26 protein-coding genes and 1 other annotated feature are annotated in these 25,811 nt (G+C 35.6%); of the genes, 19 read left to right on the top strand and 7 right to left on the bottom strand.

Features of this window, described 5'->3' with window-relative positions:
• Window positions 1-349 precede the first annotated feature (349 nt).
• Complete coding sequence (locus tag ACLBWW_RS10390) at window positions 350-811, bottom strand: L,D-transpeptidase (protein WP_000735054.1); 462 nt, start codon at window positions 809-811, stop codon at window positions 350-352.
• 30 nt (window positions 812-841) lie between these two features.
• The gene (locus tag ACLBWW_RS10385; RefSeq protein WP_048542378.1) at window positions 842-1,285 is read right to left on the bottom strand and encodes a DUF3978 family protein; all 444 of its coding nucleotides are present in this window, start codon (window positions 1,283-1,285) and stop codon (window positions 842-844) included.
• A 414-nt stretch (window positions 1,286-1,699) separates the two neighbouring features.
• Here ACLBWW_RS10385 and ACLBWW_RS10380 point away from each other — a divergent pair, with 414 nt between their 5' ends.
• The 5 genes from ACLBWW_RS10380 to ACLBWW_RS10360 all read left to right on the top strand — a co-directional run bounded on the left by ACLBWW_RS10380 (window position 1,700) and on the right by ACLBWW_RS10360 (window position 4,783).
• Complete coding sequence (locus tag ACLBWW_RS10380) at window positions 1,700-2,314, top strand: DedA family protein (protein ID WP_048542376.1); 615 nt, start codon at window positions 1,700-1,702, stop codon at window positions 2,312-2,314.
• Window positions 2,315-2,532: 218 nt separating this feature from the next.
• Complete coding sequence (locus ACLBWW_RS10375; RefSeq protein ID WP_048542374.1) at window positions 2,533-2,754, top strand: helix-turn-helix transcriptional regulator; 222 nt, start codon at window positions 2,533-2,535, stop codon at window positions 2,752-2,754.
• Window positions 2,738-3,451: a DUF3169 family protein gene (locus ACLBWW_RS10370; RefSeq protein WP_048542372.1), complete on the top strand. Its 714-nt coding sequence runs from the start codon at window positions 2,738-2,740 to the stop codon at window positions 3,449-3,451. The genes ACLBWW_RS10375 and ACLBWW_RS10370 overlap by 17 nt, the downstream gene beginning before the upstream one ends.
• A 12-nt stretch (window positions 3,452-3,463) precedes the next feature.
• Window positions 3,464-4,546: a M50 family metallopeptidase gene (locus tag ACLBWW_RS10365; protein WP_048542370.1), complete on the top strand. Its 1,083-nt coding sequence runs from the start codon at window positions 3,464-3,466 to the stop codon at window positions 4,544-4,546.
• A 96-nt stretch (window positions 4,547-4,642) separates the two neighbouring features.
• The gene (locus tag ACLBWW_RS10360) at window positions 4,643-4,783 is read left to right on the top strand and encodes a DUF3985 family protein (protein ID WP_000404783.1); all 141 of its coding nucleotides are present in this window, start codon (window positions 4,643-4,645) and stop codon (window positions 4,781-4,783) included.
• 357 nt (window positions 4,784-5,140) lie between these two features.
• On the opposite strand, the gene ACLBWW_RS10355 is transcribed toward ACLBWW_RS10360, so the two are convergent.
• Window positions 5,141-5,527, bottom strand: coding sequence for a DUF3938 domain-containing protein (locus ACLBWW_RS10355; RefSeq protein WP_001077770.1), 387 nt, complete (start codon window positions 5,525-5,527; stop codon window positions 5,141-5,143).
• Window positions 5,528-5,988: 461 nt separating this feature from the next.
• Between ACLBWW_RS10355 and ACLBWW_RS10350 the strand changes: the two genes are divergently transcribed.
• Window positions 5,989-6,510 carry a GNAT family N-acetyltransferase gene (locus ACLBWW_RS10350; protein WP_048542368.1) on the top strand — a complete coding sequence of 174 codons (522 nt, stop codon included), beginning with the start codon at window positions 5,989-5,991 and terminating at the stop codon, window positions 6,508-6,510.
• 110 nt (window positions 6,511-6,620) lie between these two features.
• On the opposite strand, the gene ACLBWW_RS10345 is transcribed toward ACLBWW_RS10350, so the two are convergent.
• Entirely contained in the window at window positions 6,621-7,514 is an 894-nt protein-coding gene (locus ACLBWW_RS10345; RefSeq protein WP_000530033.1) for a YitT family protein, read from the bottom strand.
• A gap of 276 nt (window positions 7,515-7,790) precedes the next feature.
• On the opposite strand from ACLBWW_RS10345, the gene ACLBWW_RS10340 reads away from it, so the two are divergent.
• The 7 genes from ACLBWW_RS10340 (at window position 7,791) to ACLBWW_RS10310 (ending at window position 16,003) form a co-directional block, all read left to right on the top strand.
• Window positions 7,791-8,075 carry a hypothetical protein gene (locus ACLBWW_RS10340; protein WP_048542366.1) on the top strand — a complete coding sequence of 95 codons (285 nt, stop codon included), beginning with the start codon at window positions 7,791-7,793 and terminating at the stop codon, window positions 8,073-8,075.
• A gap of 28 nt (window positions 8,076-8,103) precedes the next feature.
• A complete protein-coding gene (gene yidC, locus ACLBWW_RS10335; RefSeq protein WP_000920534.1) occupies window positions 8,104-8,886 on the top strand; it encodes a membrane protein insertase YidC in 783 nt (260 codons plus the stop codon).
• A gap of 129 nt (window positions 8,887-9,015) precedes the next feature.
• On the top strand, window positions 9,016-9,963 hold the full coding sequence (locus tag ACLBWW_RS10330; RefSeq protein ID WP_048542364.1) for a hypothetical protein: 948 nt from the start codon (window positions 9,016-9,018) through the stop codon (window positions 9,961-9,963).
• 451 nt (window positions 9,964-10,414) lie between these two features.
• Window positions 10,415-10,651: a binding site (T-box leader), on the top strand.
• A 65-nt stretch (window positions 10,652-10,716) separates the two neighbouring features.
• Complete coding sequence (locus ACLBWW_RS10325; RefSeq protein ID WP_048542362.1) at window positions 10,717-12,030, top strand: APC family permease; 1,314 nt, start codon at window positions 10,717-10,719, stop codon at window positions 12,028-12,030.
• Window positions 12,031-12,140: 110 nt separating this feature from the next.
• The gene (locus ACLBWW_RS10320; protein ID WP_098887517.1) at window positions 12,141-13,325 is read left to right on the top strand and encodes an MFS transporter; all 1,185 of its coding nucleotides are present in this window, start codon (window positions 12,141-12,143) and stop codon (window positions 13,323-13,325) included.
• Window positions 13,326-13,408: 83 nt separating this feature from the next.
• A complete protein-coding gene (locus ACLBWW_RS10315; RefSeq protein ID WP_046960012.1) occupies window positions 13,409-13,579 on the top strand; it encodes a hypothetical protein in 171 nt (56 codons plus the stop codon).
• Window positions 13,580-13,846: 267 nt separating this feature from the next.
• Window positions 13,847-16,003, top strand: a complete 2,157-nt coding sequence (locus tag ACLBWW_RS10310) for a SpaA isopeptide-forming pilin-related protein (protein WP_098047355.1) — start codon at window positions 13,847-13,849, stop codon at window positions 16,001-16,003.
• A gap of 30 nt (window positions 16,004-16,033) precedes the next feature.
• Here ACLBWW_RS10310 and ACLBWW_RS10305 read toward each other — a convergent pair whose 3' ends face one another.
• Entirely contained in the window at window positions 16,034-16,792 is a 759-nt protein-coding gene (locus ACLBWW_RS10305; protein ID WP_048542356.1) for a TrmB family transcriptional regulator, read from the bottom strand.
• Between the two features lie 186 nt (window positions 16,793-16,978).
• On the opposite strand from ACLBWW_RS10305, the gene ACLBWW_RS10300 reads away from it, so the two are divergent.
• From ACLBWW_RS10300 to ACLBWW_RS10285, 4 genes are all read left to right on the top strand, one after another.
• A complete protein-coding gene (locus tag ACLBWW_RS10300) occupies window positions 16,979-18,979 on the top strand; it encodes a methyl-accepting chemotaxis protein (protein ID WP_098221838.1) in 2,001 nt (666 codons plus the stop codon).
• Between the two features lie 77 nt (window positions 18,980-19,056).
• Entirely contained in the window at window positions 19,057-19,359 is a 303-nt protein-coding gene (locus tag ACLBWW_RS10295) for an MTH1187 family thiamine-binding protein (protein ID WP_001018862.1), read from the top strand.
• Between the two features lie 48 nt (window positions 19,360-19,407).
• A complete protein-coding gene (locus ACLBWW_RS10290; protein ID WP_447614020.1) occupies window positions 19,408-19,698 on the top strand; it encodes a YusU family protein in 291 nt (96 codons plus the stop codon).
• 270 nt (window positions 19,699-19,968) lie between these two features.
• A complete protein-coding gene (locus tag ACLBWW_RS10285; protein ID WP_046955846.1) occupies window positions 19,969-20,886 on the top strand; it encodes a proline dehydrogenase family protein in 918 nt (305 codons plus the stop codon).
• A gap of 22 nt (window positions 20,887-20,908) precedes the next feature.
• On the opposite strand, the gene ACLBWW_RS10280 is transcribed toward ACLBWW_RS10285, so the two are convergent.
• Both ACLBWW_RS10280 and ACLBWW_RS10275 read right to left on the bottom strand, forming a co-directional pair.
• Complete coding sequence (locus ACLBWW_RS10280; protein WP_048542351.1) at window positions 20,909-21,748, bottom strand: D-alanyl-D-alanine carboxypeptidase family protein; 840 nt, start codon at window positions 21,746-21,748, stop codon at window positions 20,909-20,911.
• A gap of 97 nt (window positions 21,749-21,845) precedes the next feature.
• Window positions 21,846-21,992, bottom strand: a complete 147-nt coding sequence (locus ACLBWW_RS10275) for a YuzL family protein (RefSeq protein ID WP_001096344.1) — start codon at window positions 21,990-21,992, stop codon at window positions 21,846-21,848.
• A gap of 237 nt (window positions 21,993-22,229) precedes the next feature.
• On the opposite strand from ACLBWW_RS10275, the gene ACLBWW_RS10270 reads away from it, so the two are divergent.
• Entirely contained in the window at window positions 22,230-24,611 is a 2,382-nt protein-coding gene (locus ACLBWW_RS10270) for a 3-hydroxyacyl-CoA dehydrogenase/enoyl-CoA hydratase family protein (RefSeq protein ID WP_048542349.1), read from the top strand.
• Window positions 24,612-24,632: 21 nt separating this feature from the next.
• Window positions 24,633-25,805 carry an acetyl-CoA C-acetyltransferase gene (locus ACLBWW_RS10265; protein WP_001206340.1) on the top strand — a complete coding sequence of 391 codons (1,173 nt, stop codon included), beginning with the start codon at window positions 24,633-24,635 and terminating at the stop codon, window positions 25,803-25,805.
• Window positions 25,806-25,811: the final 6 nt, after the last annotated feature.

Below are 25,811 nucleotides of genomic sequence, written 5' to 3'. Positions count from 1 at the left end.
ATAACGCTTTTTACTGCAATATTCGAATTCATCATTTTTTGGATAACTCAAATTGTTTATACATATAATAAGCCCCCGCTATAAAGTCATCATGAAAGTAGCAAGGGGAATGGTTTAGAGAAACTGAATATTTCAGAATTACATTAGTTCTATTATAGTATGTATTGTAAAATTTATAAAATATTATAACTGTATAATTTTAATATCCATGTTTATCAATGTTTTGATATTGCTTAACGAAACCTATTCTTATTATATATGTAAATACAGTTGTTTTGCTACTGTAAATGAATAAATAAAATAAGCCAAGATATAAAATTCTTGGCTACACATAAATCTTGTTTTTAGGTTATTTTACAGTGACGGTAGCTTGCTGCTGAATACGCTCAAATAACCAGTGTATATCATTGTTATACATACGAATACAACCAAGTGTTGTCCATTTGCCGATTGCTTGATTATTGTTAGTACCATGAATCGCATAAGTTGTTCCGTAAGTTCCTGCCATGTTTAGTCCGAGCCAACGGTCACCAAGTGGATTACGTGGATCGCCGCCTTTAATTTTTCCTGTATAGTAAGGACGGTTTTTAATTTTATTAACGATTTGAAAAGTACCTTTAGGCGTAGGTGTGGCTGCCTTTCCAGTAGCTACAGTAAAACTCTTTATAAATTGTCCGTTTTGATAATAATCCATTTTATTTAACTGCGTATTCACGATAAGCTGATCGTTTGTTGTAGCTGCCTCAGCATTTGTGAATGGAATAGTTAAAAATCCTAATGATAATAGTGCGCTTAATAATAGTTTTTTCATTATATTCTCCTTTTTGCTATTGTAATAGTCTTACATACAATGAATTTGCAATCCTCGTAATACTTTATTTACATTTTCATCTAATGTTTCAAAGAAGGTAGTAATCTTTGGATTTTGTTTGTTGTTTTTATCAATAAGTAATCTTTCATTTAGTAAAAGTTCACCATGTAGTCCAAAACTTTGAACTTGAATATTTAGCTCATCTTCAGTTTCAGAAATAATTGGTAAGAAGTAGTGGAAAGCTTTCGTTGGAATGATGTAACTTTTACCAATCATGCTTTCTTGATTTGAATTAATCCATTTTTTCGTAACAATCTTAATGTTCTTTTTTGAAACGATAAAAGACAGTGTTGTAGATTTTATTAAACTTACGTCAAATTCACTTGTTTCACATATGTGTAAATTAAAAACGGTTTCATTTTGATGAGATTCAACATTTGTATTAATAAAATCATGCATTTTATAAGCTTCCATTTCTTATTCACCCTTTTTTCAATTTCGAAAAACTACTTATATTTATTCAATTTAATGCTTAGTCATATATTAGTTAAATTTTTCAACAAATTCCGATATAATCTTACAATACGTATATGAAGCTAATATGAAGTTAGTATGAGTTTGTGGTGGTTTTTTATTGAGAACAAAATAAGGTGACTTTTAAGTGTTAAAAACTGGATAAAAAATGCATATTAACGCCCTTGTGTCGTCTTATATATAGTTGTTAGCTTATTTTAAAACGATAATGGATAGCAGCAAATAATGAACAGAAAACTTTAGTGTGAGCCTTACAAAAATGTAATAAAAATGTAAGCTATTGTGATAGTTATTTCGACAATTTTTTTATACAATAATAGTAAGAAGTTGTACGTGATTGAAAGGAGAGATGACATGGAATGGGTTCATGAATTATTTCAGCAGTACGGGTACTATGTTGTACTTGTTGGTTTGCTGTTAGAATATATTGCACTTCCGTTTCCGGGAGAGCCAACGTTAGCATATGCGGGGTTTTTAGCACAGAAGGGCGATTTAAGTTTACCAATTTTAATTATCCTATCCTTTATTGGGACAAGTGTAGGAATGACAATTCAATACTTTTTAGGAAATAAATTAGGTATGCCCTTTATTCAAAAGTATGGGAAATACGTATTTTTAACACAAAGAAAAATCGACTTAACAAGAATGTGGTTTGATAAGTATGGATACTTCCTTATTTTTATCGGCTTCTTTATTCCTGGTGTACGTCATTTTACAGGATATTTTGCAGGAATTATTAACTTACCATTCCGTCGTTTTGCGATTACAATTTACTCAGGTGCTCTATTTTGGGTATCATTCTTCTTAATCGGTGGTTACTGGTTAGGTGGCAACTTACATGATATTTTTGGAGTGCTAGAAGATCATATCGGTAAAATCATTGTTGGAGTTATCGTTATCGTAGCAATTACGTTAGGAGTACGTTTCCGCAAACAGCTAAAACGAGTATTGTTACAAAACGCAAGTTAATATGGAATCCATTCTATGTCAGAATTTAGGAAGGCAGTGCAGACGCACTGCCTTTTTATTTTATGTTCCAATCTATTTTAATGAGATTTTGTTAGTTCATCTGTTTAAAATTATATAGATTATATTGTCAATTATTAACGTCAAAATGACAATTATAATTGACAAAAATAAGGGCATTATTTACAATTTTAATTAAATAAATGAAAAAGAGGGAAGACATGAAGCTTCAAAATCGAGTGAGGGAATTGCGAGCAAAGCATCGTTTATCACAAGGGGATTTAGGGAAAGCGATAGGATCATCACGGCAAACGATTAGTTTAATTGAGCGCGGGGATTATGCACCATCTATTGTATTGTCGCTAAAAATCGCACACATTTTCAACGTACCGGTGGAGGAAATATTTACGTTAGTGGAGGGGGAAGATGGAGATGAAGAGTAAAGTAAAGGGGAAAAATTTGACTATACTGAAGTTGTTAGTAGGAGTGGTATGCGGTGGGTTTATAGGGTATGTAGTAGGAGATATTGCAACAGAGGGAACTAGTAAAATATCTCCTGTTATTAGCATTGGCATGATGAGTTTATTTGGCGTAATAGCTATATATTATATTTGGAAGCGTACAAGGGCGCTCGCACAAACGAAAGATGAAGAAGAAAATGTTAAGGGACGAAGATTAGGAATAGCACTTATTTATTTTCGAGTAATGGAAATTGTTATTCCATCATGGTTTGTTTGCTCAGTTATTGCTTTTTATAGAACGTATACAAGTGAGGGAAACTTGCTCTTTGTTAGTGTAAGTATTGTGGTATCTACAGTGTGCTTTATTGCTATAACTTGGTTAGGATCTGTAATGAGGAAAAGGTATAACGCTCTATATCCAGAACAGAGTGTTACGTATTCTCAGTCAATGGAAATGTGGGCAAAGAATGCAGATGAAGGGCAAAAACAAATTGTTCATGAAGCGGGATATAAGGCATACCAATATACAAATATGACACTTGCCTGTGCGTGGTTAGCGGCGATTGTGTATGCACTTTTAGATGGGAAAGATTATTTTATGGTCATTATGATTTCGTTCGTTTGGGTATTACATGTTGGAACATATATGTACGAAATGCATAGAAAAATGATTTATTAAGGGGAGAAAAAGGTGGATATTTTAAGAAGGCCAGCTGGTTCACTGACAGTGGCGCTCATTCTGTCCATTTTATACGGAGTGATCCGAACTGGAAAATTAGAAACAATGTTGAATATATGGGTATTATTGGGTATTTTTCTGTTAGTGGTAATCATTCATGAGTTAGGACATGTCATATTCGGCATAATAGGTGGTTTGACATTTAAATTTATGACAGTAGGGCCTATTACTGTTCAAAAAGAGAAGGGGAAAGTACGTATTCGAGAAAATAAATTATGGGCGTACTTCGGAGGCGTGGCAATGTTAATACCGCCTTCTATAGTAACACCGAACCTTTCGAAAAAATGGGCATGGATGACTTTAGGTGGACCAATAACAAGTTTACTATTTGGTATTACTTTTGGTTACATATACATGGTGAGTTATTATCAATATCTTTTATATTTTTCTGTTTTCCATTTTATAATTTTTGCGGTTACAATCTCGCCGATAAAAGGAACGCTTATGAGCGATGGTATGCAATTTCTTATTTTAATTAAAGATGATGAAAAGGCGAAGCAGCATGTATATAACATTCAAGTATCGAGTGAGTTATTTAGTTATAAGAGGCCGAAAGATTGGGATAAGAGATTAGTAGAACTTAGCGAAGATAAAATAAAAGAAAATAAAAATATAAGAGAGATCATGAGCGGACTTATGCTCGTTTTCCTTGCCCGATCGGATCAAAAGGGAATGGAAAGAGCAATACTATATGTAGAACAAGTTGCTCAACTTTCGGTCACGAAAGAAAATAAATATTTCGTTAGTAGTTTTCATAGTTGGTATCTTTTATATAAAGCTCTTTATGAGATGGATAGTCTTTCTCTGCAAGAAGCGAAGGAACATGGGAAGGCCATTACAAAAGTGGACTTACATGGGTATTATCGCACACAAGGAATTGTTAAATATTTAGAGGGCGATATGGAAGCGTCCAAAACTTATATGAGGAAAGCAGACAAAGAATTAAAGAGTGCCGAGAAGAGTGAAATAGGATATTTACAATTAGAGAGAGAATGGTTTGAGCAGTTGAAAGAGAGGGTATCTTACGATGGGTGAGGTATCCTCTTTTTTCTATGTCGTCTTATGCCGTTCCATAAAAAGTCTGAAGCGAGTAAAATAAGATAAGCAGAGCAAAGCTTGGAGGAATTCTAGATGGAAATTTTAACGATTATTTTAATAGTCTTGCTCATTTATGCTGTTTTTAAAGTAGCATATGTAGCATTAAAGATACTCGCGATCCTATTAGTTATCTTTTTAATCGTAGAGTTCGGCAGTAAGTTGCTTGGGGGATAGGGTATGTTGTGCGTTTTGAGTGTCGAAGGGTGTCGGTAAGTCGATATGTTGTGTCGAATCGTCGATATAATGAAAAAATCGTTGATATAAGTTTAAAAATCGCCGATATATTTGAAAAATCGCTGATATATTTTAGTGAATACTAAGTGGGATATGTAGAAAAGAAGTTGCCGTGAGGGTAGCTTCTTTTTATTATAGTGACAGGGCATAGAGCCTACATAGGTTGCTGAAAATTGTCGGTAAGTCGATATCCCGTGTCGAAACGTCGATATAATGAAAAAATCGCTGATATATTTCAGTAAATACCAACGGGGGTATGAAAACCAATCTAAAAAAGCTGGAAGAGTATCTTCCAGCTTACGAGTTACTTTCAATTTGGCGACCGTTCTCTTCTTCATTGTCTTGTAAAAGGTTGAATACGTCTGCTAGGCAGAATGCAATGAACCAAGTCCATAGACCGTGGAAGAAAGCTGAGCTTAATTGAAGTGGTAATGTATAGTTAGTCATTGAGTAGGAGATACATCCGCCAACGATTCCGATCATTGTTAATAACATTGTTTTTTGCGCATTTTCTTCTGGATTGAAGAGGAAGAAAATGTATCCACCTAAAATTGAAGCGCTTACAAGCGTTTCGATTCCATTAAAAATGATATTCTCTCCAAGCTGAGTGTTTGTCCAGAAGCAGATTGTTCCGCCGATAATAGCAAACAGGACAGCTATTGTATATCTTATATATTGATTCATATGTTCATCTCCTTATGTAATAAGATGATTTGGAAGTCAAAAAGGTAGGTATAGTATATTGAAGTGAATTTTAGTTGTACGTATCTTTTTATAAAAAGATCATGGAAGAATAACTAAGATGATCGGTTTTTTAAACCGTTACGTGTATGGTGTCTGAAATATACCTGACTGCTCGTTTCTTTTTGCTTGTAAAAATAAGAGAAACTTCCAAGTCTATATACTCTTTTTTTGTGAGTCTGCTTTCATTATAACACATTTAGGGCCACAATAATAGAATTATCTGATTTTGTAATAAGTGTAAAAAATAAAAAGCGCAAGGAAATACCACTAACAATGCAGTTTAGTGGAAGAAGGATTTTAATTTATTATGATGAAATATGTAATCAAGGTGAGGTCTAAGAAGGAGGATTAAATACTATAAAAAATGTTTTGTAGCATGAATGTAAGGGAGGAGAGCTAACTTGGAGATCACAACAGAAAGATTAATAATTAGACCTTTTAAGAGTACTGATTTACAGGATGTATTTGCTATTTATAATAATGATGATACATGTAAGTTCCTATTACATAATAAGTGGACTCATGAAGACATGCAGAAAAAATTTAATAAGAAGCTAGTAAATAATGTACTTACTAAAGAATCAATATTAAGTTTGGCAGTTATATACAAGACTAAAGTAATTGGTGATTTATCCGTATGGTACACAAATATGAAAGACACTGTTGAGATTGGTTATAGTTTTTCAAATGAAGTAGCTGGGAGAGGTTTGGCAACAGAAGCAGTAAATAGTTTGGTATTTAAATTATTTAATGAATTTCATGTACATCGTATACAAGCTAATCTTGATGCACGTAATACAGCTTCACAAAAATTGTGTGAACGAATAGGCATGAGAAAGGAAGCCCATTTCATACAAGATTTTTGGAATAAAAATGAATGGACAGATAGTATCGTATATGGAATGCTATCCTCCGATTTGTAGTAATAAACTTCGTGATTTTATTATGCTAAAGGGTGCGTTAGTTGAATAACAAAGGGCATAACATATTATATATGACTAATATGTTATGCCCTTTCATGTATTAACCTTTTTTATATGCGTTTGAAACGGCCGACAATTTCAACTGTTTCAGTAATGTTCATGAATGCTTTGTTATCCACTTGACGGATAATACGTTTCATTTCGCCTAACTCATAGCGAGTCACGACAGTGTAAATCATTTTTTTCTTATGGTTTGTATAGCCGCCGACAGCATCTACCATTGTCACACCGCGTATGCCGTGATGCAATAGTGCGCTTTTTATTTCCTCGCCTTTTTCTGTAACTGTCATTATCGTTAATTTAATATGTTTCGTATGCACAGCATCGATAACTTTGCTGACTACAAACCGGCTAATTAACGTATAAAGCGTAATATCCCATCCGAAAATAAATCCTGCTGCAACAAGTAAGATTAAGTTGAATCCAAAGATGATTGCTCCAATTGAAATATCTCGATGTTTCGCTACAATCAATCCAACAACATCGAAGCCACCTGTTGAAGAAGCAAATCGGAATATGATTCCGGAAGCTGCTCCGCAGATTACACCACCAAATACAGAAGACAGTAAAATATCGTCTGAAACTTGGTGTACCGGGATAATGTTCATCGCTAACGATGATATAGCTACAAAGTACGCTGTTAAAAAGGTTGTCTTCTTGCCTAAGTAAAAATGACTTAAAATAAGAAGAGGAATGTTTAGTAAAAAGATAAGTGCACCGATATTGTAGTGCATTAAATAACCGATAATCATCCCTACACCAGCGAAGCCACCGCTAATCATGTTATGCGGGATAAAGAACATATTCATAGAAATTGCATACAAAATAGAGGCTACGAAAATAACAACCAACTGTATGATAAATTCTAAGTGAAATGTTTTAGCTGCTGGGAAGGATAAAAAGGCGGTGTCGGGAACGTAATCGGCGTCTCCTAGTTGACCCATAGTATGTTTCATCTCCATATTCATTATTGATTACAAGAAGAGAATAAAGGTTTTTTCAAAAACTGGCAATAGTTTTATTATAATGCGAAAATTTTATAAATTTCTAACAAATTAAACCTATACAAGGATACGTGTGAATATACTAAAGAAAGCGAATACATTAGTTTTTTAGCATAGTTTTCTTGAGAAAATATGCAAAATACTTTTTTGACGATAAAAGGAAATAGAGAATATTTGCCCGATGTGCTAAAATGACCTTATTAAGGATGTGAAGCGATGGAATTTTTATTGCAGGATGCAATTCTATATATATCGTTTGTAACGACAGCACTTTGTTTATTAGAAGTTTTCTTCCTTGCTAACGTTTCTCGCTTTGTGCGTCAGCAAGCATCAAGCGGTAGACAAAGAGCTTTTAAACTAGTTAATACGTGTGAAGAGGGTACTGGTAATGTATCGCTTTTCTCTATTTTTTATAAATATGGAATGATTCGTTCTGTGCGCAGACAAGAATCCAGTGAAGAGAATGACGAGATCGGTCCGTATACACCAATGTTTCGCTAAATAATTACGAAACATTGGAGGAATGAACATGTTAAAATCATACCGAGCTGTGCTCGTTAGTTTATCATTATTACTTGTTTTTGTTTTATCTGGTTGCAGTAATGCAGCCCCAATTGATGCACATAGTACGGGAATTTGGGATCATTATTTCGTATATCCAATCTCGTTTATGATTCAATTTGTTGCTCATCATATACCGGGAGCTAGCTTCGGGATTGCTATCATTATTATGACGCTCGTTATTCGTTCAGCAATGATTCCATTAGCTGTTTCACAATATCGTAGTCAAGCGAAAATGAAGAAAATGCAACCTGAACTGCAGAAGCTGAAACAAAAATACGGTGATGTGGGTAAAGATCTTGAAAAACAAAAGCAGTATCAAAAGGAAATGTCGGAACTAATGAAATCAGGCGGTTGGAATCCACTAGCTGGTTGCTGGCCACTATTAATACAAATGCCGATTTTCTCTGCTTTGTATTATGCGATTAGCCGAACAGAAGAGATTCGCACATCGTCATTTTTATGGGTGAACTTAGGACATGCAGATCCTTATCATATATTACCGATTATCGCAGCGTTAACGACATTTATTCAGATGAAAGTTTTCCAATCTAATATTACACCTGGAGAACAAGTACAGATGCTGAAAGTGCAGCAAATTATGATGCCAGCAATGATTCTATTTATGGGATTTGCGGCGCCATCAGGACTTGTGTTGTACTGGATAACGGGTAATTTATTTACAATGACACAAACAATTGTATTAAGAAGAATAATGGAACGTGAAGAATTACAATTACAAAAAGCTTAGAACAACGCCGCTCGGGATGAGCGGCGTTTTTTTGTTAAGTCGTTAAGGAAATGTTAAGAAACCAACATTACTATAGGAATTGTATACGAAAGTGTACATGCTTTAGAAATATGAAGGAGGAAATTTCCTATGAAGAAGAAAACAGTTGGGTATTTAGCGATTGCAGGTGCTTTATCATTCGGAATCATTGGAGGAGTCGGTATTCCGGCATTCGCGGCAACGAATACTCAAGCAGCTGAGCAGTCTACAAAAACAGCGAAAAAAGATTTAGATGACGCTACAAAACAAAAAGTAAAAACGATTATGGACGATACAAAGAAACAGTTGAAGGAGTTAGGTGTAAAGCTTCCAGAGAAACAAAAACGTAAAGATATGTTTGCGGGATTAGATGATCAAACGAAAGAAAAAGCGAAATCGATTTTAGAGCAAGAGAAATCTGGGAAATTAACAAGTGAACAAGCGCAAGAGGAATTAACGAAGTTAGGCGTGAAAATGCCAGAGAAGGGTAAGCATGGAGATATGTTCGCTAACTTAGATGAAGCAACAAAAGAAAAAGCGAAATCAATCTTAGAACAAGAGAAATCCGGCAAACTAACACGTGAACAAGCAAAAGAAGAATTAACAAAACTAGGCGTGAAGTTCCTAGAAAAGGGTAAGCATGGAGATATGTTCGCTAACTTAGACGAAGCAACAAAAGAAAAAGCGAAATCAATCTTAGAACAAGAGAAATCCGGCAAACTAACACGTGAACAAGCAAAAGAAGAATTAACAAAGCTAGGTGTGAAATTCCCAGAGAAAGGTAAGCGTAAAGACATGCTTGCTGACTTAGATGAAGCAACAAAAGCAAAAGCAAAGTCTATTTTTGAACAAGAAAAATCCGGGAAATTAACTCATGAGCAAGCAAAAGAAGAATTAACAAAGCTAGGTGTGAAACTTCCAGAGAAAGAGAAGCATGAAGACATCTTTGCGGGATTAGATGAGACAACGAAAGAAAAAGCAAAAGCGATTTTAGAGAATGAAAAGAAACAATTAGAGGAATTGAACGTTGATTTACCGCACCATAAAGTGAAACTTTAATCAGTGGTGCATTTCCACTGATTATTAGTTGAACCAATCGGGCTTTTACGGGCAGTTAATATTCCAACTTCATCCTTGTATTCGCTGGATTTTAAGGTGGAAGTTTTACTGCCCGTTAATGCGGGGGAAATTTTTTATGAAAAAAGATGAGAAATAATTGAGTGAAGTCGTATCTTCCGTGTGGGCAACCGGAAGGTATGTATGTGAGGAGACTTTCTTTTAGAAAGTCTCCTCTTACTTATTGTCGTTTTTTGTTGGTAAATTGATATATTTTGAAAATCGCTGAGATAATTTTTACCGCTACGCTGTTCCAAAGATACTCGGGAATTAGAGAAATATTATAGCTTCTGTTATAATATAAGAAGAGAAACATTTCTTATGTTATATAAAAAAATATATTGATTTTTTCTAACAATTCAATATAATGAACAATAACTACAAAATTCGACATCAAGAAGTGATGATGAGGACATGATCAATTTTTTACGATTCTCAGAGAGGGAAGCCTTTGGCTGTGAGCTTCCTAATACGGAAAAATGGATTACCACCTCTGAACTGCAGCAGTGAACGGATACCTAGTAATTGCTTGCCGGCAAAAACCGTTATTTAGACTTGAGAAATTGGTGAAGTATGTTACTTTACGAATTGAAACAAGGGTGGAACCACGAATATAACACTCGTCCCTTTTTTAGGGAGGAGTGTTTTTTTATTTCATTTTTGCATCACACTAGAATTGGAAGGAGGATACGCAGCATGCATCATGATGAGAAGAATAAAATTGGTTTAACAGTAGCACTTTCTATCGTAGTAGGAACGATTATTGGATCTGGTGTGTTTATGAAGCCAGGGAGCGTATTAGATTACTCGGGGAGTTCTAATATGGCTATTCTTGCTTGGGTAATTGGTGGTCTGTTGACGTTAGCAAGTGGTTTAACAGTAGCTGAAATTGGAGCGCAAATCCCGAAAAATGGTGGGTTGTATACGTATTTAGAGGAGATTTACGGAAGTTTTTGGGGATATTTATCAGGCTGGATGCAAACAATTGTTTATGGACCAGCTATTATTGGAACATTAGGATTGTACTTTAGTTCTTTAATGATTAATTTTTTCTATTTAGATAAAGTATGGAATTTACCAATTGCTATTGGAACAGTTGTGTTCCTTGGCGTTGTAAATAGTATGGGAACAAAATATGGAGGTATCGTCCAAACGGTTACGACAATTGGAAAGATGATTCCAATCGTATTAATTGTTGTGTTAGGTTTTTGGAAAGGAAATAGCGATATCTTTAATGTAGTAGTGCCGATATCAGAAAATCAAAGTATCGGTATGGCAATTTTAGCAACATTATTTGCTTATGACGGCTGGATTCTACTTGCTTCGATTGGCGGAGAAATGAAGAATCCAACAAAGCTATTACCGAAAGCGATGACAGTTGGGATTTTAATTGTAACGGCTGCTTACGTACTAATTAACTTGGCATTATTAAATGTGTTACCAGCAGCGAAAATTGTAGACCTTGGAGAGAATGCAACAGCGACAGCTGCGGGCATGCTACTTGGAGAATATGGCGGGAAAATCATTAGTATCGGTATTATCGTTTCTATTTTCGGTTGTTTAAATGGAAAGATTTTAACGTTCCCACGTATTCCGATGTCTATGGCAGAGCGTGGACACCTTCCGTTTTCTAAGTTTATCGCAAAGGAAAGTCCAAGATTTAAAACACCAGCAAATGCGATTACTGTTGAAATCATTTTAGGAATTATTTTAATGGTTATTAGTGATCCGAATAAGCTATCTGAGATTTCCGTATTCATTATTTATATTTTCTATGTAATGACGTTTATTGGTGTCTTCATTTTAAGAAAACGTAACAAGAATAAAGAGCGTGCATACAGTGTACCGTTATTCCCAATCGTACCAATCATCGCGATTTTAGGATCATTGTTTGTACTTGGAAGTGCGATTATTAATGATCCGGTAAGTTGTTTCTTATCAATTGGAATTGTATTTACTGGACTGCCGGTGTATTGGTATTTAAATAAGAAGAACAAAACTAGTGTTTAATAATTAGAAGGCAGGCGTATGATACGCCTGTTTTTTTATTGTAAAAAAATTGTACTTGTGTTCAATTTCTTTTTTGGTTACTATAGTCGTAGTAACCAAAAAAAGAAAGCGTGGGGAAAGACTTGAATTTTCGTGTGTATATTTTAGCTATCGCGGCTTTCGTAGTCGGAACGGTTGAGCTAATTATAGGAGGAACGCTCGATCTAGTTGCCAATGATTTAGGAGTATCTATTAGTGCAGCTGGTCAGCTTATAACAATATTTTCAGTAGTATTTGCTTTATCAGGTCCGGTTTTATTAGCGATAACTGGAAAATTTGAAAAAAAAAGATTATACATTGGGGCATTATCAATTTTCTTAATCGGAAATATTATTTCAGCATTTAGTGTGAATTACGGGATGTTAATGTTCTCAAGGGTTGTTTGTGCAGCGAGTGGTTCGCTTATTATTGCACTGTCAGTAACACTTGCTTCTAGTGTTGTAGAACCGCATTTTCGTGCGCGTGCCATTGGAATCATTTTTATGGGGATTAGTGGATCACTTGTACTTGGAGTACCACTTGGACTTGTACTTGGAAATGCATATGGATGGCGTGCACCATTTGTATTAATTTCGGTATTAACAGTTATAGCAATCGCTTGTATTTCATTATTCTTAACGAAAGTACCACCGACATCAGTGTTATCAATAAGAGAACAAATTGCTACGTTAAAAGATAAGAAAATCGTAAGTGCACAGTTAACATCATTTTTATTTTTAACGGGTCATTTAACACTATATGCATATTTAACACCATTTTTAAAAGATGTGATGCATGTTGAAGCGGATTGGATTAGTGTATTTTACTTCATTTTCGGAATTGCAGCAGTACTTGGAGGCGGCCTTGGGGGCTTGCTTGCTGATAAATGGGGATCGAAGAAAAGTATCATTTCAATTATTATTGTATTTGCGTGTGCGATCTTCATATTGCCGATGATGACATTCTCATTCCCGCTCTTTATTATTATGATGGGACTTTGGAGTATGCTGAGCTGGGCTATTTCACCAGCGCAACAAAACTATTTAATTGAAATTGCGCCAGAATCGGCTGGTATTCAGCAAAGTTTAAATAACTCTGCCCTTCACTTAGGAATTGCGCTCGGTTCAACAGTAGGCGGAGTTGTTATTGAAAAATCATCTGTTATATATAATGCTTGGGTAGGTGGCGGCTTTATTATATTAGCTCTGCTTTGTGCGATTTTCTCTATTACGAGAGGACGTTCTACTCAGTTCGTGAAAGAAGAATCTATCGTTTGATAGGTTCTTTTTTGAAAATTGTAAAATTTTGCAGGTTTTAGTGGATATGTGGAGAAAGTTGTATGTAGCGAGGTGATGGGAAAATGATGTTCAATTTCTCTATATTCGGTATGATACTTGCACTATTACCGATAGTTGTAGTTGTTTTTGTATTAAGGTGGATTCGTTTCATCTATCAAAATTCAGAGAAACAAGTGGAGCAAAATGAGAAAATAATTAAGTTGTTAATGGAGATAAAAGAAAAAGATAAGTAATATATATTCGTTTAAAATTTGTTTCTCATAAGTTATGAAGGCACTTATAAAGTGCTTTTTTATTTTTTGGAAATTTAAAATATGTAATATTCATTTGTCAATAGCAGCATGAGAGCAAATAATTTTAAAGTTGCTTATTACTTTGGAACTTTCTCAACAATTCGACAAGATACTACAAAAAAACCACCTATTCTCTTTTTTTTACTATAAGTACAATGAAACAGTAAGATTGCTTCATACAGAAATTTACATATGGTGGTGGAGAGAATGAAACGAAAGATGGTAGGAAAATGGTTTAGTTTTTTAAGTGCTCTTATTATTTTATTAGGAATTGCAATGCCACAAGTAAAGGCAGAAGTAATGAACAGAGAAACATATAAGATGGATTGGAGCTATAGTAAGTCGAAACAGCGTGAAATAAAGACCGAAATAATTAAAACGGCTTCGGGTAGTATTGCGTATTGTTTAACGCCTGATTTACGTTCACCCAATGGGGATGATTTGCCTGAGATGGGGAAAACATCTGATTCTGTATACCGTGTTTTATTGAACGGATATCCTCAAAAAAGCCCATCTGAATTAGGTGTAGCGACAACGGAAGAAGCGCATTATGCTACACAATTAGCGGTATGGATTGCAGCAAATGAATTAACGGTAGAAGATTTAGTTGCAAAAAATGAACGAGTACATAATCTTATGAAGCGTTTAGTAGAGGCTTCAAAACAAGAAACAGGATCACAAGATGTATTTTTTAAAGTTAATCCTGTAGATCCACAAACTGCTACACAAAAAGGTGATTATTTAGAAACAGGATTTTATGCAGTGCAAACAAATGCGGTTTCTGGCTCTTATACAATACTTCCTGAAGGTGCTCCTAAAGGGCTTCGAATTGTAAATGAAAATGGAGAAGAGAAAAGTATATTATCAATTAACGAAAAATTTAAAATTTTAATCCCAAAAAATACGAGTAGTGGTAATTTTAAAATGAAAGTAAAGTCTAATTTAACAAATTTACAAGCAATAGCTTTTAAAGGGTCGGAAAAAGTTCAAAATACAACGGTATTGTTACAAAGAAATAGTGAGAAAATCAGTACAGATTTAGTTGTAAATTGGGAATCAGTAGGCTCTTTAAAGATTATGAAATTAGGAGAAAAAAAGGAATTATTAAAAGGGGCGGTGTTTGAAGTTTCTAATGAAAACTTTAAACAAAATGTCACGACTAATGATAAGGGGATTGCGGAGCTAGGGAATCTTCCAATCGGTATATATAGCGTCAAAGAAATTCAAGCGCCAGCTGGATATGTGTTAGACGGAAGTATTAAAAAAATTGAAGTGAAAACTGGTGAAACTGCTGTATTAGAGTTGAAAAATGAAAATATAAAAGGTGAACTAGAAATAACGAAAGTAAATATAGCGGATGGGAATACAAAATTACCAAATGCAGAGTTTACAATCTACAACGAACAAGGGAAAGAAGTAGTAAAAGGGAAAACGGATGAAAAAGGTGTAGCGAAATTTAAACTACCGTACGGAAAGTACACGTATAAAGAAACAATAGCACCGAATGGATATGTAATAAGTGAAGAGACGTTTGCATTTGAAATAAAAGAGAATGGAGAAATTATTAAACATATCGTTCAAGATAAAAAAGTAGAAGGTGAACTAGAAATAACAAAAGTAGATGTAGCGGATGGGAATACGAAGTTACCAAATGCAGAGTTTACAATCTACAACGAACAAGGAAAAGAAGTAGTAAAAGGAAAAACAAATGAGCAAGGTATAGCGAAATTTAAACTACCATACGGAAAGTACACGTATAAAGAAACGATAGCACCGAATGGATATGTAATAAATGAAGAGGCATTTGCATTTGAAATAAAAGAGAATGGCAAAATTATTAAACATATCGTTCAAGATAAGAAAGTAGAAGGTGATTTAGAAATAACGAAAGTAGATGTAGCGGATGGGAATACGAAACTGCCAAATGCAGAGTTTACAATCTACAACGAACAAGGGAAAGAAGTAGTAAAAGGGAAAACGGATGAAAAAGGTGTAGCGAAATTTAAACTACCATACGGAAAGTACACGTATAAAGAAACGATAGCGCCGAATGGATATGTAATAAATGAAGAGACATTCGCATTTGAAATAAAAGAGGATGGAGAAATTATTAAACATATTGTGAAAAATAAGAAAGAAGAAAAGGCATCACTTCCTTCTAAGCCAAATAAGCCAACACCGAATGAAGAAGTGAAACCTTCCGCTGATGTGAAGCCGATGCAACAACATAATACTCATAATGAAGTGCGTTTACCAGCTACTGGCGGCGTTGGTAATGAATTTACGGCTTTATTCGTTTTAGGAATTGGTTTTATTATTGCTGGTGCTTATGTGTTAAGGATGAAAAATAAAAAAGAAATGTAGAAAAAAACGCCTTGTAATAGAGGCGTTTTTTTAGTATCTCAACTTCATCAACAAACTCTTAATTTCCTCATCTTCCATAAAGAGATCATGGTGTTTCTGGGTAATCTTCGCAAGTGCAACATCGTGATAGAAAAATTCTGTAAAGAACTTTACGAAAGGTTGTGACATTGTTTTCATTGCTTGCCATGACTCTTGCTCTACACCAGCAAATAAAATTTCACGGTCATCAACGATGAGTAGTAAGTAGCGCTCTAGCGCATTAGGCTCTTCAGCTGGGATTAGAAAATGCATGTTTTCTAAGTTTGTTTCTACGTTTCCAACGATAAGGGACTCGGTTTTGACCCCTTGTTTTGCCTTTTCTTCTAATAACGGAAGATATTCTACAAGAGTATCATTCCAAGCTGAAATGCGAATTGATTCTTTTGCACTTTCGATGAGGTCTTTACTTTGAACTCGAATAGAAGATTGCATTTTTAAGCTCCACACACGGTCATCTGTAAATGATTTTTTCGATATAGTTGTCTCTAATTCTTTAATATTGGATTGAAATTCTGTCGTTAATTTTTCAATTGCTAGCTTGAGTGGTAATGCTGTATACATCTTTTTCTTCTCTGAAACGGAATCCATTACCATTCCTTTATCGATTAGGCGTGCAAGCACTTCATATATTTTTGCTTTTGGGACACCAGAATGCTTCACGATCGTTGTAGCATCTAATGGTTCGTTGCTTGATACGACAACTTCGTAAGCTTGGCTTTCATATTGTGAGAAACCGAATTTTTGTAACATAGTTCCCTCCGAACGAATGAGATTATATTTTAAGGATAATGAACTATTTGTTTTTGCACAAGTGGTAGTAGGTTGTCTACTCAAATTGAGATGAGAATTAATTTCAATTTTTTAATTTTATCCATTATACTTAATATAGTGATTAATAAGATTTGAATTCAATACGAAGGGGATGCTTGGGGGAAGATGTTGAGAAGTTTACGTTTAAAAATTGCGGTAGTATTTTCGGTACTTATTTCTATGATGTTCGTAATATTAGGTACAGCTATGTATCAATTACAGAAAGAGAAGGAAGTGCGCTCCTTAGACCAGTATTCTCAAAATACGATGGATCTTGTGACAGAGCAACTTACGACATTTGTTCAAAGAACGGATGAAGATATGGGATATTATGCGAACAGTGAGATGGTTCGTAATATACTTCAAGACGGAGTTACTCCAGAAGAAGAAGCCTTTTTGACGAAAGAGTTTTCGGAGTACAAAAAGAATCATCCTGGCATTTTAGACTTATATATTGGTACGAAAGATAAAAAAACATTAAGTGCCAATCTTGCTGAAGGTGGACAAGTGCCAGAAGGATATGATCCAACGACAAGACAATGGTATAAAGACTCAGAAGCTGATGTGAAAAAGGTTCACTGGGGACAACCTATGTATGAAATTGCAACAGGTAAGTTAAGTGTGGGAGTTTCTAAAGCAATTACAGCTCAAGATGGATCTGTATTAGGTGTTGTTGCGATGGATGTATCGCTCGGAACAATTCAGAAGTTACTTCATAATATTCAATACAATAATGGCGGAGAAATGTTTATTATAAATGATAAAAATATGGCTCTCGTTTATCCAGAGAAAATAGGGAAAGATGTTTCGAAAGAGCCACTTGTGAAGAGTTTAAATAAAGAGGTAACAAAATATGCTGTCACTACATTAAAAGGTGAAGATGTAGTTGTTTATAGTCAGTCATTTGATTTGATGAAATGGAAAATAGGAATTTTTTATCCGAAAGAAACGATTGATGGGCTATTAAATAGTACGAGAAATACAGTCATTATAATGGCTTGTATTAGCTTATTAGTTGGAATCATAGCTTCATACTTGTTCTCAAGAAGATTAGCAAGACCGCTGCAACTATTAACGAATCACGTTCAAAAAGTGGCAGAAGGTGATTTAACGTTGCAAATGAAAGTGACAAGTAAGGATGAAGTTGGAGAGTTGACGAACCACTTTAATCATATGGTTGAGCAAATGAATGAAATGGTAAGTAAAATTAAAAATAGTGTATCAACAGTGCAACAATCAACGAATAATCTACATTATTTAACGAATGAAACTGTAGCAGCTAGTAGAGAAGTATCAGGTGCAATGGATGATGTGAGCGGAGGAGCGTCCACTCTTGCTAATAGTGTAGATGAAGTTTCAGAGCAACTCGAGAATATGGCGCAGTCAGTGGAACAAATGAATAATTCAGTCGGTGACATAAAAGACGTGGCTGGCAAAGCTGAAGAGGCATCTAAGCAAGGATTAAATACGATGCGTAATTTAGTTCGTACAAGGGGCCAATCATCTTCGATTGTTGTTCATACAGAAGAGGCATCCGGAAAGTTAGAGCAAAGAGTTGGATCGATTCAAAATGTTGTAGAGCTTATAAAAGGTATTTCGGATCAAACGAATTTACTTGCTTTAAATGCTTCGATTGAGGCGGCGCGTGCAGGGGAACAAGGTAAAGGCTTTGCTGTTGTTGCCGAAGAAGTTCGAAAGTTAGCGGAACAATCGAAAGAGGCGACAGGCGAAATCGCAACGATGATTGGCGATGTACAAGTAGAGGTAAAACGAGTTGTAGAGGTTGTAAGTAAATTAAAAGATATTGCAGATATACAAAATAAAGTTACGACAGAGGCAGAAACGGAATTCCGCACAATTATGTCAGTTGTAAATACAATTAGTACTTCAGTCGAACAAATTGTAGAAGAGGTACATAACATCGGTTACGAGCAAGGAGAAATTACAACGGTAATGCATACAATTGCTAGTACAAGTCAAGAAAGCGCAGCTGTTTCGGAAGAAGTAAATGCTGCAACTGAATCTCAAGTGAGTCATCTAGAAAAGGTAGCTCATACGATGGAAAGTTTGGCGGAGCATATGAGAGACTTAGAAAGATTGGTTGAGCAGTTTAAAATAGAGGAATAACAAATTAGTAAAATGATGAGTATTTCGGTAAAATAGACAATGGATATATAAGAAGCAATTATAGGAGGAAGACTACTATGGCAATTGTTGACGTATCGATTATTCCAGTAGGAACTGGTAATCCAAGTGTTAGTGAATATGTAGCAGAAGTACAAAAGGTGCTAGAGAAAAATGCAGATCGCGTGAAGTATCAATTAACACCAATGAATACAGTAATTGAAGGAGATCTTCCTGTCATTCTAGAAGTAATTCAACAAATGCATGAAGTTCCATATACGAAAGGTGCACAGCGCGTTGCAACAACAATTCGTATCGATGATCGTCGTGATAAAGTAAGCACGATGGAAAAGAAATTAAACTCTGTTCGATCAAAATTATAAGGAAAAGCAGCGATTTTCGCTGCTTTTTTCATATAGGAGGTAGATAAGATGAGTGAAAAGTTTAATGAACAATTTGACGGGTTACTAGAAAAATACACGGAACTATTACTTGGAGAGAGCAATGAAGAGAGAAAAGAACAGGTGCAGAAGTGGGCACTGTATTCTTACATAGCGAAGACGATGCCGGCTTTAGTGAAGCATTGGAATGAGACATATCCTGATGCGAAAGAAGAGATGGTACAGTTAATTACAGATATTAAAAAGTTGAATGAAGAGAAGAGAAGAGAAATGAGCAATAAAAAACTTGAGGTAAATATAATCTCAAGTTTTCTGTATTAATATCCTTATATAATTTACATGGAATATAAAGGGTTTTATAAGCATGTCGAATATTTTCGACATGCTTATTTTGTGCCTAGTAAATTCGTTTTTTCTAAATGTCGAAAAATATTCCCTGCATATTTATAAGCGAGAATATAGGTTTTTAAATGTTTTTATAGTATTTTATAAATTATCTAAATAATTATTTGTATCCAATAATTTTAAACAATGATATAATTTTGAAGAGGGGTAAAAAACAGATAAATTACAGTCATAGGGGTGAATTACATGGAACAATTAATGCGAAATTCGTTTCTTTTCTTGTCAAAAAATAAAGCGCTAACAAAACTGGCTAAAAAGTACGGTTTACGCTTTGGTGCAGGTCGCTTTGTCGCAGGGGAGACAATTGAATTAGCGACAGCAGCTATTAAACAATTGAACAAGCAAGGACTTTGTGTAACAATCGATTATTTAGGGGAATTCGTTGATAATGAAGCGGAAGCAAATGAAATGGCTAACCAATCGATTGAAGCAATCCGTGCAATTGGAAGAGAAGGTCTTGATTCGCAGCTTTCTTTAAAAATGACTTCTATGGGATTAGATATCTCTGATGAAATCGTAATGAACAACATGCGCCGTATTTTAGAAGCTGCAAAAGAAAATGGTGTGTTTGTTACCATTGATATGGAAGACTATACACGCTGCGGAAAGACAATTGATATCTTTAAACAGTTAAAATCTGAGTACGATAATATTGGTACAGTTATTCAAGCTTACTTATATCGTACAGAAAAAGATATGGAAGAATTAAATGCTTATAGTCCTAATTTACGTCTTGTAAAAGGAGCTTATAAAGAACCTGAAGAGGTAGCGTTCCCGGAGAAGAAAGATGTAGATGATAACTATAAAAAAATTATTAAAATGCACTTATTAAATGGAAATTATACTGCGATTGCTTCACATGATGAAGCGATTATTGAATATACAAAAAAACTTGCTGAAGAACACAACATTCCAAGAGACCAATTTGAATTCCAGATGTTATATGGTATTCGTAATGAGCGTCAACTTGAGCTAGTAAAAGAAGGTTACAAAATGCGTGTTTATGTGCCTTATGGAAATGACTGGTATGGCTACTTCATGCGTCGTCTAGCAGAGCGTCCAGCAAACGTTGCGTTCGTGTTAAAAGGTATGGTTAAAAAATAACCAAGGAGAAAATACTCCTTGGTTATTTTAATTGCTGAAATGCGTAATGTGCCATTTTCTTCGTATCAGGATATAGCTGCGTGCGAGTAGAAGATAATACAACATTAATGACGCGTTTACCGTCTTTTTCATCCACTGTTACGACCGTATATTTTCCGAGTGCGGATAGACCGCTTTTACTTCCAATTGCATATGGATCGTCATATAGTTCTTCTCGTCCATAGTTTGCGATGTTTGGAGATCGTTCTGAAGTATGTAGAGTTGTACGTGTTGAATTCATATATTCTAAAACAACTGGGTACTTTAATGCTTCTTTCGTAATCATAGCAATGTCATATGGCGATACTTTATTTCCAAGTGCATCAGCACCACTTGCGTTTTTGAAAGTCGCATGCTTTGTACCAAGTTCCTTCGCTCTAGCATTCATCATTTTTGCAAATTCATTTTTTGATCCTGCGATATGTTCTGCAATGGATTCAGCTATCGGGTCTGCACTAATGATAAGCATAAGCTTTAATGCCTCATCCCGCTTTAACTTTTCCCCGGCACGAAGTTTAATTTTCTTACTTTGACTTTCTGTTTTAATTGCGTTCTCTGTAACTGTAATTTCTTCATTTTCTTTTACATTCTCTAGTAAGAGTAAGGTAGTCATCATTTTCCCTATACTAGCCGGATAAGAGCGTTCGTCTTCCCGTTTCCCATACAAAATTTCACCTGTGTCTGCATCGATTGTAATGCCATATTGCCCAGTAATGTTAGGTTGATCCGCTCTTACAGCTTGTTGCCTTTGTGCATAAGAGAAGAAAATCATCCCTGTAAATAGTGTAGCAATCATTACAATCATAACTATTGTTCGTTTCATCATCGTTCCCTCTTTTATTTTCCATATGTACAAATAAATTGGGCAGAAAAAGCAGCCATTACCCATTATGCCACGTTTTCTGCCCAAAAATATACCGTTATTTTTCGCCCATATTATGCTTCTTATATTGTTGGTTATTACCTTGACGGCCCTTTTCCACACCGTGATTATGAGGACCTGCATTTCCGGTTACGCTTGCTGCGCTAATTCCAGCCTTTGAAGGGTTCTTCTTAAGTTTTGCCATATATATTCCTCCAGTTTCGTCAGATTATAAAAAGGAAAAGTGCATTTTAATGAAGAAAATACACATGTATAGCATAGCCAAATGAAAGAAATATATTTATTTCAGAAAATTTTATCAATAAATATATTGCGAAAATTCAAACTGTATCATATATTTATTAGTAGAGGCTCACTCATTGATTGCGACTTATGTCGAAAAATTGAATGAGCATTCATTCAAGAATAGGGGGAGAAATGGATGTTCCAAATTAAAAAGGCTGCTGTTCTAGGTTCAGGCGTAATGGGTTCAGGAATTGCGGCACACTTAGCTAATATTGGTATTCCGACATTATTGCTTGATATTGTACCACCTGCGCTAACAAAAGAAGAGGAAGCGAAGGGACTTACATTAGAACATAAAAGTGTAAGAAATCGTTTTAGTAATACGGCTGTGCAAAAACTATTAAAGCAAAAACCAGCTCCTCTGACAGTGAAAGGAAATCTAGCACTGATTGAAGCAGGTAACTTAGAAGATGATCTTGAGCGTCTAGCTGATGTAGATTGGATTATTGAAGTAGTAGTTGAAAACTTAGATATTAAAAAGAAACTATTTGAAAAAGTAGATGCTGTTCGTAAACCGGGTTCTATTGTAAGCTCGAATACGTCAGGTATTTCAGTAGAAAAAATGGCAGAAGGTCGTTCAGACGACTTCCAGAAACACTTCTTAGGCACACACTTTTTTAACCCACCACGATATTTAAAACTTCTAGAGGTAATACCGACGAAAGAAACTGATCCACAAGTATTAAGCTTCATGAAATTATTTGGCGAAGACGTTCTTGGAAAAGGCGTTGTTATCGCAAAAGACACACCAAACTTTATTGGAAACCGCATCGGTACGTATGGTTTATTAGTAACTCTTCAAGAGATGATAAAACGCGGCTATAGCATTGGGGAAGTTGATTCTGTAACAGGCCCACTTATCGGTCGTCCGAAGAGCGCAACGTTCCGTACATTAGATGTTGTCGGTTTAGATACATTCGTACACGTTGCAAATAACGTATATGAAAACGTACAAGAAGAAGAGCGTGATGTATTTAAAGTACCAGCTTTCATGCATGACATGCTTGATAAAAAATGGCTTGGAAGCAAAACAGGTCAAGGCTTCTTCTTAAAACAAGGAAAAGAAATTTTAGAACTAAATCCTGAAACGATGGAATACGAAGCTCGCAAAAAATTAAAAGCTGCATCTATCGAGTTAAGTAAACAAGAAAAAGGTTTATCGAATAAATTGAAAGCGCTTGTATACGCGAAAGACCGCGCAGGAGAGTTGTTATGGAACATCATCACACCAACTCTTTTATACTCTGCAAAACTTCATAAAGAAATTGCTGACGATATCGTTGCAATTGACCAAGCGATGAAGTGGGGCTTCGGCTGGGAGCAAGGACCGTTTGAAGTTTGGGATGCAATTGGCGTTGAAAAGTCCGTTCAAAAGATGGAAGAAAACGGTGCAGTTGTTCCGACTTGGGTGAAAGAAATGTTAGAGAAAGGTTTCACTACTTTCTACAAACATGATAACGGAGATAGCTACTATTACGATAATGGCGAATATAAGCGAATCGAACGTAATAAAAAGGCAATTTCTCTTAAGCAATTAAAAGCGAAAAATGGTGTATTAAAGAAAAATAGCGGAGCGAGCTTAATTGATTTAGGTGATGGCATCCTTTGCTTAGAATTCCATTCGAAGAGCAATGCGATCGGTATGGATATTACGCAAATGATTAACTACGCTGTTGATGAAGTAGAAAAGAATTACAAAGGTCTTGTTATCGGTAACCAATCGAAGAACTTCTGCGTTGGTGCGAACTTAGCAATGATCTTAATGGAAGCACAAGATGACAACTACTTTGAAATTGAGTTAGTTGTGAAGAATTTCCAAGATGCAATGACGAAAATTAAATACTCTTCTAAGCCAGTTGTAGCAGCACCATATGGTATGACGCTTGGTGGAGGTACAGAAGTTTGCTTACCAGCAGCGAGCATTCAAGCTTCTAGTGAAACGTATATGGGCTTAGTAGAAGTTGGTGTTGGCTTAATCCCTGGCGGAGGCGGTAATAAAGAGCTATACATTAAACACTTAAATAAAATGCCAAACGGTGTAGAGTTTGATCTGCAAAAAGTTGCGAATAAAGTATTCGAATCTGTAGCGATGGCGAAAGTTTCTACATCAGCACAAGAAGCTGTATCGAACAACTTCTTAGGCGATAAAGACGGTATTAGTGTGAATGGTGATCACTTACTATATGATGCGAAACAAAAAGCACTTTCTTTATATGAAGCTGGCTATAAAGCGCCGATTCGTAAAAAGATACCAGTTGTTGGTGAAACAGGATATGCAACTCTTGTACTTGGTGCAGAAGCAATGCACTTATCAGGTTACATTTCTGAACATGATCTTCACATTGCGAAGAAACTTGCATATGTCATTGCGGGCGGAAAAGTGCCGTACGGAACAGAAGTTGATGAGCAGTATTTATTAGATGTAGAACGTGAAGCATTTATTAGCTTAGTAAGTGAGATGAAATCACAAGCAAGAATGCAGCACATGCTTGTAAAAGGAAAGCCATTACGTAACTAATAACGAGGGGAGATATCGTTCATGAGAGAAGCTGTCATTGTTGCGGGAGCAAGAACACCAATTGGAAAAGCAAAGAGGGGTTCATTAAAAACAGTTCGTCCTGACGATCTAGGGGCATTAGTAGTAAAGGAAACATTAAAGCGTGCGAATTATGAAGGACCAATCGATGATTTAATTTTCGGTTGTGCGATGCCAGAAGCAGAGCAAGGCTTGAACATGGCTCGTAATATCGGCGGACTAGCAGGACTTTCTTACGATGTTCCAGCTATTACGATTAACCGTTACTGTTCTTCAGGTTTACAAAGTATCGCTTACGGAGCAGAGCGCATTATGCTTGGTCACTCGGAAGCTGTATTATCAGGCGGAGCGGAATCAATGAGTTTAGTTCCGATGATGGGACACGTTGTTCGTCCGAATAGTCGCCTTGTAGAAGCAGCTCCAGAATATTATATGGGTATGGGACATACAGCAGAGCAAGTTGCTGTGAAATATGGAATTTCTCGTGAAGAGCAAGATGCATTTGCAGTAAGAAGTCATCAACGTGCTGCGAAAGCATTAGCTGCAGGGAACTTTGCTGATGAAACAGTATCTGTAGATGTAACGTTACGTACTGTTGGATCAAATAACAAACTGCAAGAAGAAACAATCATTTTCGCACAAGACGAAGGTGTAAGAGCAGAAACGTCGCTAGACATTTTAGGTAAATTACGTCCAGCATTTAACGTTCGCGGTTCTGTAACAGCTGGTAACTCTTCACAAATGAGTGACGGTGCAGCATCTGTACTATTAATGGATCGTGAAAAAGCAGTGAGTGATGGTATGAAGCCACTTGCGAAATTCCGTTCATTTGCAGTAGCTGGCGTACCACCAGAAGTAATGGGAATTGGTCCAATCGCTGCAATTCCAAAGGCGTTAAAATTAGCTGGTTTAGAGCTATCTGATATTGGCTTATTCGAACTAAATGAAGCATTCGCTTCTCAATCAATCCAAGTTATTCGTGAACTTGGTTTAGATGAAGAAAAAGTAAACGTAAACGGCGGTGCAATCGCACTTGGACATCCACTTGGCTGTACAGGAGCAAAACTAACACTATCTCTTATTCACGAAATGAAACGCCGCAACCAACAATTCGGTATCGTAACAATGTGTATCGGCGGCGGAATGGGAGCAGCAGGAGTGTTTGAATTACTATAAAAAGTG

The organism is Bacillus sp. M5A3_1b, from assembly GCF_053345335.1.
Note: the sequence above shows the minus strand (reverse complement) of the source record. Positions and strands in the feature narration are given on the sequence as shown.